We start from the raw sequence: 14,740 nt of genomic DNA on the forward strand, positions 1-14,740 counted from the left end.
GATAAAAAATGCAATACAGCAAAGATGAAACCGCCTTAATTTTAGAAACCTTAGGTTATGACGTCGATAGACACTATAAATTTAAAATACGTGATGAAAATACAGCCAGTGCGTCCATAAATCCAAAGGACGGCAAAATAAAAGATTTTGGCAGCGGCTGGTATGGTAGTATTATAGATTTTATGACAACCTTTGAAAATATGTCCCAAAAAGATGCCTTCAATAGAGCAAACGATATAATTAATAGACCACAAGATATTAAATTTAGCAGCAATCAACAGCCTAAATTCAAGAAAGACACACTTAGCGAAATAAGAGCTGCAGCCGTTGTTTTTGGCTTAAATGTAATAGACAATAAAAGTGGAATTTACGTCGGATACGGCGAAAATGCTTCAGATATAACAAAAGGTTATTATTGGGCTATCTCTAAAATAAAACCGCTTGATGATCTTATGGTGTTTGACTCAAAGAAAGAAATGGAGTGGCTAGAAACAGACAAACACCTATATACCGAAAAGACTTATTCTATCAAGAAAGAATACATAACAAAGATGGCAGCATTAAAAAACTCTTTTGAAATCAAAAAAAATAAGAGTGAAACAGCAAGCAAAGACTTTATTACACAAGACTTTATAGATAAATTCCAGGTAGAGCGAAAAGAAAATTTCAAAAGATTTTGGGAGCTACTATCTCAAACCCTGCCAACTGCAACAAAAGAGCAAAAAGAAAACATAGCCAAAAAGTATGAAATTGGCTATTCAAAGCAAGCCGATAGGTTAATTATGCCTATTAGAAACGAGAATGGCGACTGCTTAACGTTTTGGAAGTATAATAAAAATCCTCAGCCATTTGTCGGTGATAACGGAAATTTGGTAACTTTGCCAAAGGTAATGTTTTCAAAAAATAGAGAACGTTGCCCTTTTAATCTGAGAGATCTAAAAGATTTTGCAAAAAATCAAAAGGATAACGAAACGATTTTTATAGTTGAGGGCGAAAAAGACTGCCTAAATGCTCTTGCTAGTGGCTTTAATGCTATTACCCTTGGATCTGCAAGTGCTCGAGTTAGCGAGAAATATATACCACTTTTTAAAGATATAAATGTAACTATAGCATACGATAATGATGAAGCAGGGCAGAGTGGGGCAAAAGCCTTAAGAGAAGATTTAAAGGATGTTTGCAAAACAATAGAAGTAATTGACTGGAATAAAATTGCCAGGAACGTCGGCATAAAAGAACCACTAAAAAAAGGCTTTGACTTTACCGATTTTTTAGTAGCTAGAGAGAGCATCCAAGAAAAGACAAAAGATAAAGAAAGATAATAGTATTTATATTATTATAATAGAAATATTATCTTTATAATTTATTTTATATTATTTTAATATTTTAAAAAGTATAATGCTTTTGTAAAAATTTTAAAAGGATAAAATAATGAAAATAGCTCTATTAAACAAAAAAGGCGGCGTAGGCAAAACGCCTTTTGCTTTTAGTATTGCAAAGGATTTTGGATACTTTTTGCAATCTAATGACAATTCTTGTATCGAACAGATCTACCCAGGCAAAGCAAAAATTCTAGACAAAGTCAAGGATCTTGACGATTGTGTATATGACTTTGGTGGGTTTTCTGCTTCTGGGGTTTTAGATATTATAAAAAATTGTGATGTCGTAATTATCCCTTGTTTGCCAACATATAATTCATTTATCAGAACAGTAGAAACGATAAATGAAATTATCTCAATAAATCCAAATATAATACTTCTTGCAACCAACTATAAAGATGATAGAGAAGAAGAATTTTTAGAAAATGAGCTTGATAAGAGATACAAAGATATACCAACTTTTTATTTCAAAAATTCTAAGATCGTTAATAACGCTGCAAACTACGGATTATCTTTTACTGAGTTATATAATGAAAGCTCTTTATCAAAAAGAAGCTACTCGAGCTTTTTTAATGAATATAGAAGACTTTTAAAGGCTATAAGAAGCAAATCTTAATTTATATTATTTTAATTTTAAATATATTAATATGATATAAAAACTATTAAAAGGATATTGAAGTATGGCAGATAGAATAAAGGGCATTAGCATTGAAGAAGCTTTGCAAAACAGCAAGGTAAAAACTTATGAGATGCAAGATAAAAAAGACAAGAAACAAAAGAGAAATACTGTGCAAGTAAGTATTTATCTTACTCAAGAAGAAATAGCGTATTTGGATGAAAAGTGTGATGAAACTTTTCTAGCTAGAAATGCTTATATGAGAAAACTTCTTGTAGAAGATATGAAAAGAAAAAGCGAATGACAGCAGCCGACGTAAAAGAATTTTGCAAACAGCAAAATTTAACATATAAACAGCTAGCGGAAAAAATCGGTATGACTGAGGGCAGCTTGAAAGTGGCAATAACCACTGATAAATTTAGCAGCCAAACGATACAATCAATCAATCTACTAAAAGAAAATCAAAAACTACAAACTGAGCTTGCAGATTTTAAAGTATTAAGCGAAATTATCAAAAAAATTTCAAATAATTAGATTTTTACCCTTTTTTCTCCCAAAAGGGTAAAAATTTTAACTATTTTATAAAATAATGTATAAAAATACTAACTTTTCTCTTGACAAATAGTTAATATTATTATATAATTCTCTTATAAAAAGTTAGAAATACTAACTTTTTAAATAAAACAAAGGATAAGAGATGAAATTATATGAGCTTTTTTTAGGAGAAAAGGAGTTGGGCGTATTTTTAAAAGAGCCTCAAAAAGTGATTTATTGCGATGGCACAAGTGATGGCTTTGAACTACTTTGCTTTAACTCTGACGAGTGGCAAGCACTTCAAGAAAAACTTGGTATAACTTTTACTAACGATGAAAACGACAATTTTAACAAAATTATGAGTAGCAAATTTTGTAAAGAAAATGGTATTGAGTATATTGACCAGCTTGCTGAGGGACTTGGTTTTGGGACGTTAGAGAAATTTGACTATGAAAGAGTTGAATACGTTTCAGATATGGAAGAGAGTTATAGCTACTTTATTGACGAGTTAGCAAAGACTGCTGGCAAGGCTAATTTTGATTGGAATATGGAGTGCAATGGGCTTTATCAATCAAATGGACATACTGATAGATGGATACTTTGTGATAAGTATAATGAGTTAGAAGAGAACGATTTTGATGACGAGCTTGCTAAATTTCACTTTGATACCGAAGCGATAGATGAGCAATTTAATATATATACTTTTGGCTGCCAAGTTCAGGGGTATGATATTGTATCGATCACAAAAGACAATAAAACTGAAATAAAACTACTGGTTTGGTCAGATGGAAACACACAAACTAGCTATCTCGAGTATAGATTTGAAGATATAAAAACAGAGTGGATGAGAAAATACAAATAAAAACGGGGGCTTAATAGCCCCCTTTACAATCCCCAACGGGGTAAAAACCTAAATTTCTTTAGGAAACATGCATTGAATAAAATATAAGTTTCAAACTCCAACGGAGTAAATTTCTACACATGTTTTATAAAAGAAATTATACCACTAAAAAACTAAAAGTCAATATTCTTATAGATTTGAAGATATAAAAACAGAGTGGATGAGAAAATACAAATAAAAATAGGGGCTTAATAGCCCCTATTATACAGACCCAACGGGTAAAAACCTAAATTTCTTTAGGAAACATGCATTAAGTAAAACATGAGTTACAAACTCCAACGGAGTAAATTCATATGCATGTTTTATAAAAGGAACTATACTACTAAAAAAACTAAAAGTCAATATTTTTATTGCTGCCTTTGCTCTTATTCTTGGTCTTATTACTTTTATCGACTGCTCCAGCTGAAGTTTTAGTTTCTGTCACTGCAATATTTGTCCTTCTATTGTTAGTTGTTTTAGTATCTCTGCCTTGTATATCAACAACCCAAATATTTTTGCCATATTCGTCTTTGCCCTGCTGCCTAAATTTACATTTATCGCCAAATACTATATTTTCGTTTTTAATGATATTTTCTAGATCTTTTCCCCAAATATAAAATTCTTTTCTATTTGGATTAAGCATTTTCACAAAATAGCTTTTTGGCATATCATAATTAAATTGATAGTGATCGATGCCAAAATCTACCACTTCATTATATGGCTCATCAATTTGCTTGTAGTCGTTAGGAGTAAAATTTTTAAGAGGTTCTAATACCTTTTCGTTCTTATCTTCAATAGAAACGTCCCAGACTTTTTTATAAGCTGTTTTTTCATACCAAACGTTTTTTTTCTTATCATGGACATTAAATGTTACTGGGCTTTCAGCCGTAATTACAAATCTGCAATAATCGTCAATTTTGACGTCGTTTTCTTTTACAACCCTCTCAAGATCGTTAGCCCAAATAAAAATCTCTTTACCTTTTGTAGTCATATATGATACAAAAAAGCTTTCCTCGTTATCTTTATCGAATTTATAATTTGCTCTGCCATAGCCAGTAACTTTATAATGATGTGCTTTGTGTTTTTCACCATTATTATAATCTCCAGCAATGTAAATTCCCTTATCATTTTCAGAATTTCTAGAGTTAGATTTTGTTGTAGCCTTTGCTTCAACACCCAACTTGATAAGCTCATTTGCAAATGATAATCTCATATTGGCTATATCAGATTTTTTCGGATTTATTCTCCTACCTAAATAATCTTTTACCTTTAAAACTAAATGGCAATGTGGATTATCCGTATCATTATGTATAGCTATACAAAAGTAGTTATCTGGATACATTTTTGATACACAATTCATTGCTGCTTTTTTAATTTTAGCACCAGATGCAAATTGATAATCTTTCATAGAAAAAACAACATGTATTGCTTCCCTCTGCTCTTTTAGTGAGTTATCTCTTATCTCTCTTTGTGTTGGTATGCGATCACCACTATTAAAGCTTTCGGATAAAATATTTAAATCACTTTTTCCTATAAATTTACAACCATCAGAGCTTTGAACTTCAACCTCGCCATTTCTAGAAATATATCTTAGATGTGCTTTTAGCCCCTCATAATTTTTACTAGATCCAGTAAATTTAATAACAACTTCTGTTTGTTTTTTTGAAGGTGCTTTTGTATATGTAATAACACTTTTAAATCTATTTTTATAAATACCTCGTTGATTATTATATGCGTAAGAACTCTTAGCCTTTTTTTCTAAATCGGTAATAACTCTTTTAGGTCGCCACCATTCGTCATCAAGTATTCTTTTTTTTCTCATCCAATATTACTTTAGCTTCAAATTTAAAATCTTGATATACTTTTCTATCTGATCGCTTACGGCAGAAATTTTGTCATTTACTACTTTTACTACTGATATTAAATTTTCATAATTTACTTTAAAATTTTGCAAATCCTGCTCGTATAATACTTTCAACATTTGATTAATATTTCTACCAACCATGTTAAGCTCATAGTTAGATTTTCTTAACTCCTCCATTTCAATATTATTAAAAATAGGGCTATCGGAATTTAAAATATTTAATAGTAAAAATTTAGCCTCTTTAGTGGCTGAGTTAAAACCATGTTTGTTGGATAAATCAACCAAATACTTATATTCACTTTTAGATATTGATATTCTAAGCTCAACTTCTTTGTTATTTTCTCTTAACAATAAAGTATTTTTTTTAGATCCTTCAATATCGCCATTAGATATAAAATTCATAATAGCAGCATTAACCAAATCGCTAAAATTATACTTACTATCTTTCAAATATGCCTCAACCAAATTTAATAAATTGCTTTCTATTCTAAAACTCTTTTTTATCTTATTATTTTCCATTATGTTTATCCTATACCTGAGCCTCGCAGAGTTGGCAATAACCCAAAGTCTGACATAAAATGTCGGACAAATTTGGCGTTATTGCCTATCCTGCAATTAATACTATTTACGACCAAAATTATACACAATAAAACTTGCCATAAAATTAAAAAAATCAGCTACAACTGCCTTGAAATTTTATTAAAACTCTGCTATACTGCCAAGTAAAATTTTAATCAATAAAAGGAGAACGGCTATGAGCGAGATAGTTTCAATAGATGAGAAAATTAAAAAAATAAAATCTCAATTAGCGTCACTTGAAAACAAAAAGAAAGAGATGATAGCAAAAGAGCAGCTAAAACTATCACAAGCAATAAGTGATTTGATAAAAACAAACAACGATTTTTTAAAAGATATAACAACGATTTTAGAAAAGCACAAAGCAAGCGAAATTTTAGAACTCATAAAAAAACTTTCAGATTAGAAAAACAATGGTAGATAACGAAATAGATTTTACAAATTGCGAAAAAAGCTCCAAAAGCTATGGTGGATTTTGTGGAACAAAAGTAGGCATAATATATAATGACGAAGATTATATGCTGAAATTTCCTCCAAAGCCAGTTGCTCCAGCACATTTAAATTTTATGAATGCTTGCGTTACCGAGCATATATCTTGTAGTATTTTAAAAACATTAGATATACAAACACAAGACACAATCCTTGGAACATATGACGATAAAGTTGTTGTAGCTTGTAAAGACTTTATAGAGCCAAATGAATTTATGATAGATTTTGTTACCTACCAAGAAAAAATAGCAAATGGATATGATGCAGATCTAGGAAATATATTAAACACAATAGAAGCAAAAAATCAATTTGCAGTTGATGAAAAAGAAGTAAAAGAAATGTTTTGGGATATGTTTATAGCAGATGCATTACTAGCAAACTCAGATAGGCATAATGGTAACTGGGGTTTTATTGCGAATGTAGATACTCAAACATATAAAAGACCAGCTCCAGTATTTGATTGTGGCTGCTCACTTTTTTCACAATATAATGAGCTAGAAATGAAAAATGTTTTACTAAATAAAAAAGATTTAAATAGAATAGTTTACGATTTTCCTCCATCAGTTATACGAAGAAAAGATGAAAAAATAAATCCATATGATTATTTACTAAAAACAAAAAACAAAGACTGCATAAATTCATTAAAGAAAATAGGATCAAAAATAGATCTTAATAAAATCAATGAGATAATTTCTAGCACACCTTATATATCAGATACTCATAAAAAATTCTTACAAACAGTTATACAAGCTAGAAAAGAAAAAATAATAGACGTGGCAATAGAAAAACATTTAGATCATGAAAAAAAGAGAAATAGACTTTTTTATTTTATGTCCCTTAAACTTCATCAGAGCAAGGACAAAAATTTAGAAAAAGATAAAGATAAAGATAAAAATTTAGATAGGTGGTAATATGGAAGAGAATATAATATTAGATGAAAATACTTTGTCGCCATGGCTCAAAAAAGACTTAAAAAAGTTTTTAGATTGTAAAAATTCAAACGTTCATCCTAATTGGGATTTAAGCTTATACTGGAGTGAGCTTTACTCATCAATAAATATATCCCAGCTTAGTAAAGAAATTACAAAAGAGCAGGCAGAATACTTAAGAAGAAAATACTTAGGAATTTGTTAAATAGGTTTTAAATTACCATAAAAATTTAATTTTAGAAAATTAAAAAGGATATAGCATGGTCGTAGATAACACCGAAATCTTTTTTCGTGTTTGCTGTAAAACGACAATCGATGAAGAGCAAGATATAGCCGGGATTTATTTCGGTAAAGAATATAAAGATACGTTGAACCCTGTATTTTTTGATATTTTTAAAAAATATAGGAGAAATTTAGAAAGTCGTTATGAGTGTATTATCGGCAAAGATGAATTTATATGCTTCGCAACGGCAAATAAGAAAAAATTTATTAAAAAGTTTGGTAGCGTATGTTCAGAACTCGCTTCTTTCTTAGAGCCTTATTTAAATGATCCAAAGGCTGATTGCTTTGAAATTTGCTTTTTAAATTAGCTCGAGGGCAGATTTTATAATAATCGACTTGAGCTTTTCTACTTTTTTAAGAAATCACAAAAATTTGCTTGTTTTTAGTTGAATTCTTAAACCATTTTTACTACTTTAAGCTTCTCAAACTTAAATTTTATTATTTTACACTTTCAAAAGCCCAACAAATAGGGCAAACTTATATTCTTATTTTGAAAATAATTGTTTTCAACAGCAAATAGTGATTTGGTTAATGCTGCTATTATGAATTTTATATCTACTGGCGATATTGAGGGATCTAAAAAAAATACTTTATTGTTAAGAGAAAATAACAGAGAAGTTGAGAAAAGTAAAAACTGACTAGACTTAGATGCCTAATTTTAATTTAAGCTTAGTAGTAAATTTGGGGTTATAATATTTCTAACTTCTTTTTAATGATTGCCTAAGTTTATTTTCTAAAAATAATTGTTGTTTTTTCTCTTTCGCGCACGCGCACGCGATTTTTATCTTTTTAACATAACTTTTCTTTATCTTTTATATGGCTTTGTAGCCTCGATGTAGATGGCTCTGGCGAAATATTAAAACTACAAATTTACTACATTAAAAATACAAATTTTCTACTTTAAAACTACAAATTTTCTACTTTAAAACTACAAATTTTCTACCAAATTATAGACCCAAATTTTCTACCAAGAGTATTTATACCATATTAAAACTACAAATTTACTACATTAAAAATACAAATTTTCTACTTTAAAACTACAAATTTACTACTTAAAAATACTATTGATATTTTTATGTATTTTTTATATAATAACTACATAAAAGTTATAGGAGTATTTAAAAAATGTCAGTGCGTGAAATCGTTCAATATTCTAACGACTTTAACTTTTTGCCTATGCCAAAACTAACCGAGCGAGAGATGGATATGGTTGTTAAGATCTTATCCAAACTAGCAGATAATAGAAGTGTAAAAATTGATATATATGATTTTTTTAATGATTTACGTAATACCAAAGAAAGCACTAATAAGATGCTTGAAATGTTTAAAAGTCTATCTGACAAAATACTAAACTATAATATCAAATATACAACAGCAACGAAAGCTTATGCTTTTGTGTGCTTTGAAAAACTAGTGTTTGATTATAAAACAAACACCATAGAAATAACAGCGCAACAAGACTTTTATGAGCTTATAACAAATTATCAGCTTGGTTTTACACGTTTTGAGTTATTGGAATTTGTCAATATCAATTCAAAATATGCAAAAACGCTTTATAGGCTTCTAAAACAATTTAGAAATAGTGGGGTGGTGACACTATTTAGAAATAAGTGGGATGAATTTTGCGAAATCATGCAAATACCAAAAGGCTATCCACAACATAACATAGATGCTAGAATTTTGAAACCTTGCATTAAAGAGTTGTCAGCAAAACGTGATTTATTTAATAATAATCGCAATATTTTTGAAAATTTAACATACAAAAAAATTAAAGATCCTAACGGTCGTGGTCGTGGCGGCAAAGTTATAGGCATCGAATTTTATTTTACACCTGAGAAAGATCGAAGCGAGCTTAGCGAGCAGATTAAAAATTTAAAAAGTCTAAAAAAACATACCGAACCAGAGCCAGAGGAAGCTCCAAAAGTAAATTATTTGACTGGTGAGATTGTTACAGAACTAACACCTTATATTGGCAGGCATTTCAGCATGAAAAATAAATATGATGGTGGTTACGACTCTTGTAAGTTGCAAGAGGTTTGGAAAGGCGATGATAAAAAAATTCATGCGAAAGCGATCAACCAAGAAAATAATAAAATATTTGATTTTGAATTTGAAACCTTGCAGCACATGATTAATGCGTTAAAATTTATTTAGCAGCTTTGATGAATAAAAAGTGTCCCACGAAAAAAACAAATTTTAACGTCTTAGTGGCAAAAGTGTCCCAATTTTTTGGGACTTTTATTAGTTAAAAGGTTATTGAGCGAGGAAATTCTATGTATAAAACACCACAAGCAGAGCAAATTAACTTCGACGTGAACCAAATCGAGGTGCTAAACGATTACTGGAGTGAGGCAAATTCTACCTATGATAATAATTTGTCAGTAAGCAAGAACAATAAAGTCTTTTTAGATGGTCTTTGTGTTAAAATTCAGCCATTGTCGAGCATGAATGAAAATGGATACTCTACAATAAAAGTATCAGTAGCAGGCGATAGCTCAGCAGAATTTGAGATTATCAATAATGATTTAGATCCTCTTGTTAATGAACTAAAGAGATCCGTAATGGATTTTGAAAAGGAAGACGAAGATCCTTACTTCTTTGGCGGCGATGATTTGCTAGGGTTTTTATTAAAACAAAAAACCATTGAGGATTTAAAAGAAATTTTGGGAGACAGATAGATGAACAAATTGATTTTACCCCTCACGGCAGCATAAAGGTATTAAATGGAAAAATATAAATATATAAAATTATGCTGGGCTATTGGAATTTATATCTCATTTTTTACTCTAATAATCTATGGGACGTATACAATTTCACCTTTAATACACACTAATCAGGAGTTAGAAAAAATAAAGCAAGAAACTGGAAAATATCCTATGGAGATCGTTAATCCAGTTACTTTGCAGCAGTTAAATGCAATTGCAAAGGACTTTAATGGCACAATTATTTTCAGTGGCAATGGTAAAATAATAGTAAAATGATAAAAAATAAATTATATTAATATAATTTATAGTAAAATAATAGAAAATAATATATAATTACATAAAAACAAAAGGAGAAAATATGAAAAGATCAATTTTAGTTATAGCACTTTCTGCTTTATTGATTGGTGTTTTATCTGGATGCGGCGGCGAGGAAACAAAGAAAGTTGAAGAGCCAAAAACCGCTAAATACTATAAAGATCATATTGACGAAACAATTAAGACATATGCTGATTGTGTAAGAAATAACCATTATAGAGATGAGGGTTACAATAGCATTAAAGTTAAAAATTGCAAGAATGCAAGCATTGCCTTAGATCAAAAAGGAATGTTAGATGAAGTTTATCAAAAAGTAAAGTAAAGTCACTATGACACTCAAAGAGCTTTCACAAATAACTGGCATTCCATACGATACCTTATTGCGTTGGAATACAGCTAAAAAAGATAACTATCGACGAGCCTTGGTAAGGCTGCTAAAAGATGTTGATAGGTCTATATTAATAAAATATTTTAAAGACAAACAATAAAAATAAATGTATATTAGATGTTAAATAATGTCTAATATACATTTTTTTATAAAATACTAAGTTTAAAAATTAGTAAAATTTATCATAAAAAATAGCGTGAAAAAATAAAAAAGTAATATTTAGTGCTAAAATTATGCATTTTTACTTTTAATTAGCTTAAAAAGCCTTTCAATAGGCACTTTTAACAATATTCTCATTATCTAATATTCGTTTAATAAATAACTTAATATAATTCGCTCCGTAATCCAAATATGGATTAATATTTTATTTTTGCGAAAGGACTTTCTATGTTGAGTTATTCTCCTGTAGAGAAATCTAAATCCAGCTCTCTCAATCTGCTTTGCTTTGCCTGCATAGCTTTTTTTGTTTTCGTCCCAGATCTAGCGTATTGTGCTGGCTTGGGTAGTGCAGAAAAGCTACTTACAAAGGTTTCCGAGTGGCTAAAATACCTTGCTGTTGCCACAGTAACTGTTGCAATCTTGGTTGTAGGCTATAAGGTAATTTTTGGTGGACAAACTATTCCAGAGTGTTCTAGAATTATCATTGGCGCAATTCTAATTGCTTCTGCTTCAACGATAGCTTCTATTCTGCTTGGATAGAATTGGGGATAGTAAGATGGAAGAAGTAATATATAAAGGTCTAACACGCCCAGCAATGGTTTTTGGTGTTCCTATAATACCTCTCTTTGCAGCAAGTAGTATTATATGCCTATTGTCGCTTTATACTACTTTCTTGTTTTTAGGGCTATTATTTCCAACAATATTCATAATGAGAGAAATAACTAAAAAAGATGACTTGATTTTTAGGACACTCTTTTTAGGGATGAAATTTTGGAAAACCCCAGCCAAAAAAAAATTTTTTCGAGATAGAACAACATATATTACTTCTTCTTACGACAAAGTGCCTTTAAATTTTAATGCTCCAAAGCTTAGCATTATTCCGTTAAACTCAGTCCCAAATTTTAAAGACATGATCCCTTACGATAGCCTTGTAGATAATTTTGTGATAACTAAAAATTTCGACATATTAGCTACATGGGCGGTTGATGGCATAGCATTTGAAGTTGAAGATGATGAAATGCTTGAATTTAATAAGCAAAAGATCAATATGCTGCTTAGACAATTTGATAGCAAGCAAGTATCTTTTTATGTTCATAGTGCGAGATATAGCATTGAGGATAGCTTCAACGATTTAAAATTTAGTAATGAGTTTTTACAAGAGCAAGATAGAGCATACTATAACGGCTTCAATAAAAAGGAGTTGAAACAAAACACCTATTATTTTACGGCAGTTTTTTCTCCTATTAACAAAGCTGCACTTCGTTCATCATTTAAAAAAGATAGCTTAGATAAACGTATTAAAGAGATGAATGATTATATTAGGACGTTTAAAAACTACTGCGTAACCATTGATACAAATTTATCTGACTTTAACGCAAAAAGGCTTGGTAAATATGAAGTTGATGGTAATGTATATTCATCACAGCTAGAATTTTATAATTTCTTGATATCTGGTAAATTTCAAAAAGTAAGAGCTACCAACTCTCCACTATATGAGTATTTAAATGGCGATATCTCTTTTATATCTTTTGGCAGCTCAACAATGCATTTAAAATTTAACGACGGATCAAATCGTTTTGCAAAAGCAGTTGAGATAAAAGACTATCCAAATCACTCTTGGACTGGTATATTAGACCAGCTTATGTATGAAGATATCGACTATACAATTACTCAAAGTTTTGTTCCTTTACCAAAATCAAAAGCAAAATACGAGATAGATATGCAAAGAAAAAGGCTAAATTCGGCAGAAGATGATGCAATTAGCCAAATTGAAGAGATCGACGACGCACTTGATAACTTGATAGGTGGAAACCTGATATTTGGCAGCTATCACTTCTCTTTAGTGATCTATGGCGATAGCGTTGAGGATGTTGAGAAAAAAAGTAATAGGGCTATGGCCGTATTGGCAAATGCTGGATTTTTGACAAGCTTAGCTGGTATTGCACTACCTGCAACGTATTTTTCTCAATTTATTACAAACCTTAGCATTAGACCTAGAATTTATACGATAACTTCACTAAATTTTTCATCTTTTGTTTCTTTTCATAATTTTGTAAAGGGCAAAAGAGATAAAAATCAATGGGGAGAGGCAGTAACTATTTTTAAAACCCCAAATAAGCAGCCATATTATTTCAATTTTCACGAAACAAATAAAGATGATGATTTTTCTAATGAGATTACAAGACTTGCAAATACTCTAGTCTTAGGATATTCTGGATCTGGTAAAACAGTATTGATGAGTTTCTTACTTAACCAGCTTTGCAAATTTGCTGACAAGAATAGTTTTCCAAGCAATACTCCAGAGAATAAAAAAAGAGCAAGTTTCTTTTATTTAGACAAAGATAAGGCTGCCATTGCAAATATCTTTGCGATAGGTGGTAAATACATTACACTTGATCTTGGAAAGCCAACTGGATTTAATCCATTTCAAGTAGAGGCGACCGAGCAAAACATTACAAGACTTCAAACACTTATTAAAATGCTAGTTACTAGAAATGGCGAGCAGCTTTTAGTTAGTGAAGAGAGGGCATTAAATACTGCCATTGAAGCTGTTATGACAAACTTTGAAAGAAAAGATAGAAAATATGGCATTTCAATGGTATTGCAGCACTTAACACAAAAAAATGAAGAGATCAATGCATTAAAATCTAGACTTAGCCTTTGGTCTTATGGTCAAAAATTTGGCTATGTGTTTGATAATGAAAATGACACTCTAACACTTGATGATGAAAATATCAACGTTTATGGTATTGATGGAACAGACCTATTAAACGATGCTGATATAAGCTCAGTTACAGCATTTTATATTCTTTGGCGTGTTATGGATCTAACCGACGGAAGACGTTTTGCTCTCTTTATTGATGAAGCTTGGAACTGGCTTTTAAATCCAGTAGTAGCAAACGAGGTATTTAATAAGCTAAAAACTATCAGAAAACAAAACGGCTTTATAGTTATGGGAACACAATCGGTAGAGGATTTTGCAAAATTACCGATCGCAACTGCAATTATAGAGCAATCTCCTACAACGTTACTCTTATCAAATCCAAAAGCGAATGAGAAAGATTATGTGGAAATTTTAAAGGTCACTAAAGAGGAATATGAGTTTGTTAAAACAACTCCTACTTCTAATAGGCAGTTTTTAGTTAGAAAAGGTAACGTAGATGGAGATAGAACAATAGCTGGCTTAGACCTTTCATCTCTTGGCAAAGCACACTTAGGAATTCTATCGACAGCTTCAGCAAACGTAGAAAAAATAGAAAATATCATTTACTCAGATCTGAGCTATGATGAAAAACTTGCAGATTTAAAAAAGATATACACAAAGGAGCAAAAATGAAAATCAAACAAATGTCTTTAGCTTGCGTTGCAGCACTAATGCTAAGCATTTCAACTCTCTCTGCCTCTGGAATACCAGTTGTTGATGGTGCTCAAATAAGTCAAAGCCAAATCAACCACATTGAAGATGTTTTAAAACAAGCCAAAACCTGGGCTGAAGAGGCTAAACGCTGGGCTGATACCGCTGCACATTACAAAGAACAGCTAAACGCCTATGCAAAACAACTTGCTAGCCAGACTGGCATAAGAGATGTTGCGTCTTATCTTGAAGATGTTAAAGAGCTTTATGGC

At 30.7% G+C, this 14,740-nt stretch carries 18 protein-coding genes; 16 read left to right on the forward strand and 2 right to left on the reverse strand.

The window, feature by feature from the left end; genetic code table 11:
• Positions 1-8 precede the first annotated feature (8 nt).
• From FZ940_RS08785 to FZ940_RS08805, 5 genes are all read left to right on the forward strand, one after another.
• A complete protein-coding gene (locus tag FZ940_RS08785) occupies positions 9-1,319 on the forward strand; it encodes a toprim domain-containing protein (RefSeq protein WP_187422161.1) in 1,311 nt (436 codons plus the stop codon).
• A 109-nt stretch (positions 1,320-1,428) separates the two neighbouring features.
• Positions 1,429-1,992: a P-loop NTPase family protein gene (locus FZ940_RS08790; protein ID WP_148822267.1), complete on the forward strand. Its 564-nt coding sequence runs from the start codon at positions 1,429-1,431 to the stop codon at positions 1,990-1,992.
• Between the two features lie 64 nt (positions 1,993-2,056).
• A complete protein-coding gene (locus FZ940_RS08795) occupies positions 2,057-2,296 on the forward strand; it encodes a hypothetical protein (RefSeq protein ID WP_148822268.1) in 240 nt (79 codons plus the stop codon).
• Positions 2,293-2,526: a helix-turn-helix domain-containing protein gene (locus FZ940_RS08800; RefSeq protein ID WP_103649454.1), complete on the forward strand. Its 234-nt coding sequence runs from the start codon at positions 2,293-2,295 to the stop codon at positions 2,524-2,526. Before FZ940_RS08795 ends, FZ940_RS08800 begins: the two co-directional genes overlap by 4 nt.
• A gap of 163 nt (positions 2,527-2,689) precedes the next feature.
• Positions 2,690-3,388: a hypothetical protein gene (locus FZ940_RS08805; RefSeq protein ID WP_148822269.1), complete on the forward strand. Its 699-nt coding sequence runs from the start codon at positions 2,690-2,692 to the stop codon at positions 3,386-3,388.
• A gap of 370 nt (positions 3,389-3,758) precedes the next feature.
• On the opposite strand, the gene mobP1 is transcribed toward FZ940_RS08805, so the two are convergent.
• The gene (gene mobP1 / locus FZ940_RS08810) at positions 3,759-5,228 is read right to left on the reverse strand and encodes a MobP1 family relaxase (RefSeq protein ID WP_148822270.1); all 1,470 of its coding nucleotides are present in this window, start codon (positions 5,226-5,228) and stop codon (positions 3,759-3,761) included.
• Positions 5,229-5,234: 6 nt separating this feature from the next.
• Positions 5,235-5,789 (reverse strand): hypothetical protein, encoded by a 555-nt coding sequence (locus FZ940_RS08815; RefSeq protein ID WP_148822271.1) that lies wholly within the window; start codon positions 5,787-5,789, stop codon positions 5,235-5,237.
• Between the two features lie 235 nt (positions 5,790-6,024).
• Here FZ940_RS08815 and FZ940_RS08820 point away from each other — a divergent pair, with 235 nt between their 5' ends.
• From FZ940_RS08820 to FZ940_RS08870, 11 genes are all read left to right on the forward strand, one after another.
• Entirely contained in the window at positions 6,025-6,252 is a 228-nt protein-coding gene (locus FZ940_RS08820) for a hypothetical protein (protein ID WP_148822272.1), read from the forward strand.
• A gap of 7 nt (positions 6,253-6,259) precedes the next feature.
• Positions 6,260-7,246, forward strand: coding sequence for a HipA domain-containing protein (locus tag FZ940_RS08825; RefSeq protein ID WP_148822273.1), 987 nt, complete (start codon positions 6,260-6,262; stop codon positions 7,244-7,246).
• Position 7,247: 1 nt separating this feature from the next.
• Complete coding sequence (locus FZ940_RS08830) at positions 7,248-7,469, forward strand: hypothetical protein (protein ID WP_148822274.1); 222 nt, start codon at positions 7,248-7,250, stop codon at positions 7,467-7,469.
• A gap of 55 nt (positions 7,470-7,524) precedes the next feature.
• Positions 7,525-7,854, forward strand: a complete 330-nt coding sequence (locus FZ940_RS08835; RefSeq protein WP_148822275.1) for a hypothetical protein — start codon at positions 7,525-7,527, stop codon at positions 7,852-7,854.
• Between the two features lie 817 nt (positions 7,855-8,671).
• Positions 8,672-9,700: a replication initiation protein gene (locus FZ940_RS08840; RefSeq protein ID WP_148822276.1), complete on the forward strand. Its 1,029-nt coding sequence runs from the start codon at positions 8,672-8,674 to the stop codon at positions 9,698-9,700.
• Positions 9,701-9,819: 119 nt separating this feature from the next.
• On the forward strand, positions 9,820-10,224 hold the full coding sequence (locus tag FZ940_RS08845; RefSeq protein WP_148822277.1) for a hypothetical protein: 405 nt from the start codon (positions 9,820-9,822) through the stop codon (positions 10,222-10,224).
• A 45-nt stretch (positions 10,225-10,269) separates the two neighbouring features.
• On the forward strand, positions 10,270-10,527 hold the full coding sequence (locus FZ940_RS08850; protein WP_148822278.1) for a hypothetical protein: 258 nt from the start codon (positions 10,270-10,272) through the stop codon (positions 10,525-10,527).
• Positions 10,528-10,609: 82 nt separating this feature from the next.
• The gene (locus tag FZ940_RS08855; RefSeq protein WP_148822279.1) at positions 10,610-10,888 is read left to right on the forward strand and encodes an EexN family lipoprotein; all 279 of its coding nucleotides are present in this window, start codon (positions 10,610-10,612) and stop codon (positions 10,886-10,888) included.
• Positions 10,889-11,341: 453 nt separating this feature from the next.
• Positions 11,342-11,653 (forward strand): TrbC/VirB2 family protein, encoded by a 312-nt coding sequence (locus FZ940_RS08860; protein ID WP_103648631.1) that lies wholly within the window; start codon positions 11,342-11,344, stop codon positions 11,651-11,653.
• Between the two features lie 16 nt (positions 11,654-11,669).
• A complete protein-coding gene (locus FZ940_RS08865; protein ID WP_148822280.1) occupies positions 11,670-14,450 on the forward strand; it encodes a VirB4 family type IV secretion/conjugal transfer ATPase in 2,781 nt (926 codons plus the stop codon).
• On the forward strand, positions 14,447-14,740 hold a 294-nt coding region (locus FZ940_RS08870), incomplete at its 3' end, for a type IV secretion system protein (RefSeq protein ID WP_222862004.1). The genes FZ940_RS08865 and FZ940_RS08870, both read left to right, overlap by 4 nt.

Source organism: Campylobacter concisus (assembly GCF_902460415.1).
Taxonomy (GTDB): domain Bacteria; phylum Campylobacterota; class Campylobacteria; order Campylobacterales; family Campylobacteraceae; genus Campylobacter_A; species Campylobacter_A concisus_Y.

Bases quoted from the DNA above. Each gene is read 5' to 3' on its own strand.
- FZ940_RS08830 (WP_148822274.1), top strand. From the start codon at position 7,248: ATGGAAGAGAATATAATATTAGATGAAAATACTTTGTCGCCATGGCTC.
- FZ940_RS08845 (WP_148822277.1), top strand. From the start codon at position 9,820: ATGTATAAAACACCACAAGCAGAGCAAATTAACTTCGACGTGAACCAA.
- FZ940_RS08850 (WP_148822278.1), top strand. From the start codon at position 10,270: ATGGAAAAATATAAATATATAAAATTATGCTGGGCTATTGGAATTTAT.
- FZ940_RS08785 (WP_187422161.1), top strand. From the start codon at position 9: ATGCAATACAGCAAAGATGAAACCGCCTTAATTTTAGAAACCTTAGGT.
- FZ940_RS08800 (WP_103649454.1), top strand. From the start codon at position 2,293: ATGACAGCAGCCGACGTAAAAGAATTTTGCAAACAGCAAAATTTAACA.
- FZ940_RS08795 (WP_148822268.1), top strand. From the start codon at position 2,057: ATGGCAGATAGAATAAAGGGCATTAGCATTGAAGAAGCTTTGCAAAAC.
- FZ940_RS08855 (WP_148822279.1), top strand. From the start codon at position 10,610: ATGAAAAGATCAATTTTAGTTATAGCACTTTCTGCTTTATTGATTGGT.
- FZ940_RS08790 (WP_148822267.1), top strand. From the start codon at position 1,429: ATGAAAATAGCTCTATTAAACAAAAAAGGCGGCGTAGGCAAAACGCCT.
- FZ940_RS08820 (WP_148822272.1), top strand. From the start codon at position 6,025: ATGAGCGAGATAGTTTCAATAGATGAGAAAATTAAAAAAATAAAATCT.
- FZ940_RS08835 (WP_148822275.1), top strand. From the start codon at position 7,525: ATGGTCGTAGATAACACCGAAATCTTTTTTCGTGTTTGCTGTAAAACG.
- mobP1 (WP_148822270.1), bottom strand. From the start codon at position 5,228: ATGAGAAAAAAAAGAATACTTGATGACGAATGGTGGCGACCTAAAAGA.
- FZ940_RS08815 (WP_148822271.1), bottom strand. From the start codon at position 5,789: ATGGAAAATAATAAGATAAAAAAGAGTTTTAGAATAGAAAGCAATTTA.
- FZ940_RS08825 (WP_148822273.1), top strand. From the start codon at position 6,260: ATGGTAGATAACGAAATAGATTTTACAAATTGCGAAAAAAGCTCCAAA.
- FZ940_RS08860 (WP_103648631.1), top strand. From the start codon at position 11,342: ATGTTGAGTTATTCTCCTGTAGAGAAATCTAAATCCAGCTCTCTCAAT.
- FZ940_RS08865 (WP_148822280.1), top strand. From the start codon at position 11,670: ATGGAAGAAGTAATATATAAAGGTCTAACACGCCCAGCAATGGTTTTT.
- FZ940_RS08805 (WP_148822269.1), top strand. From the start codon at position 2,690: ATGAAATTATATGAGCTTTTTTTAGGAGAAAAGGAGTTGGGCGTATTT.
- FZ940_RS08840 (WP_148822276.1), top strand. From the start codon at position 8,672: ATGTCAGTGCGTGAAATCGTTCAATATTCTAACGACTTTAACTTTTTG.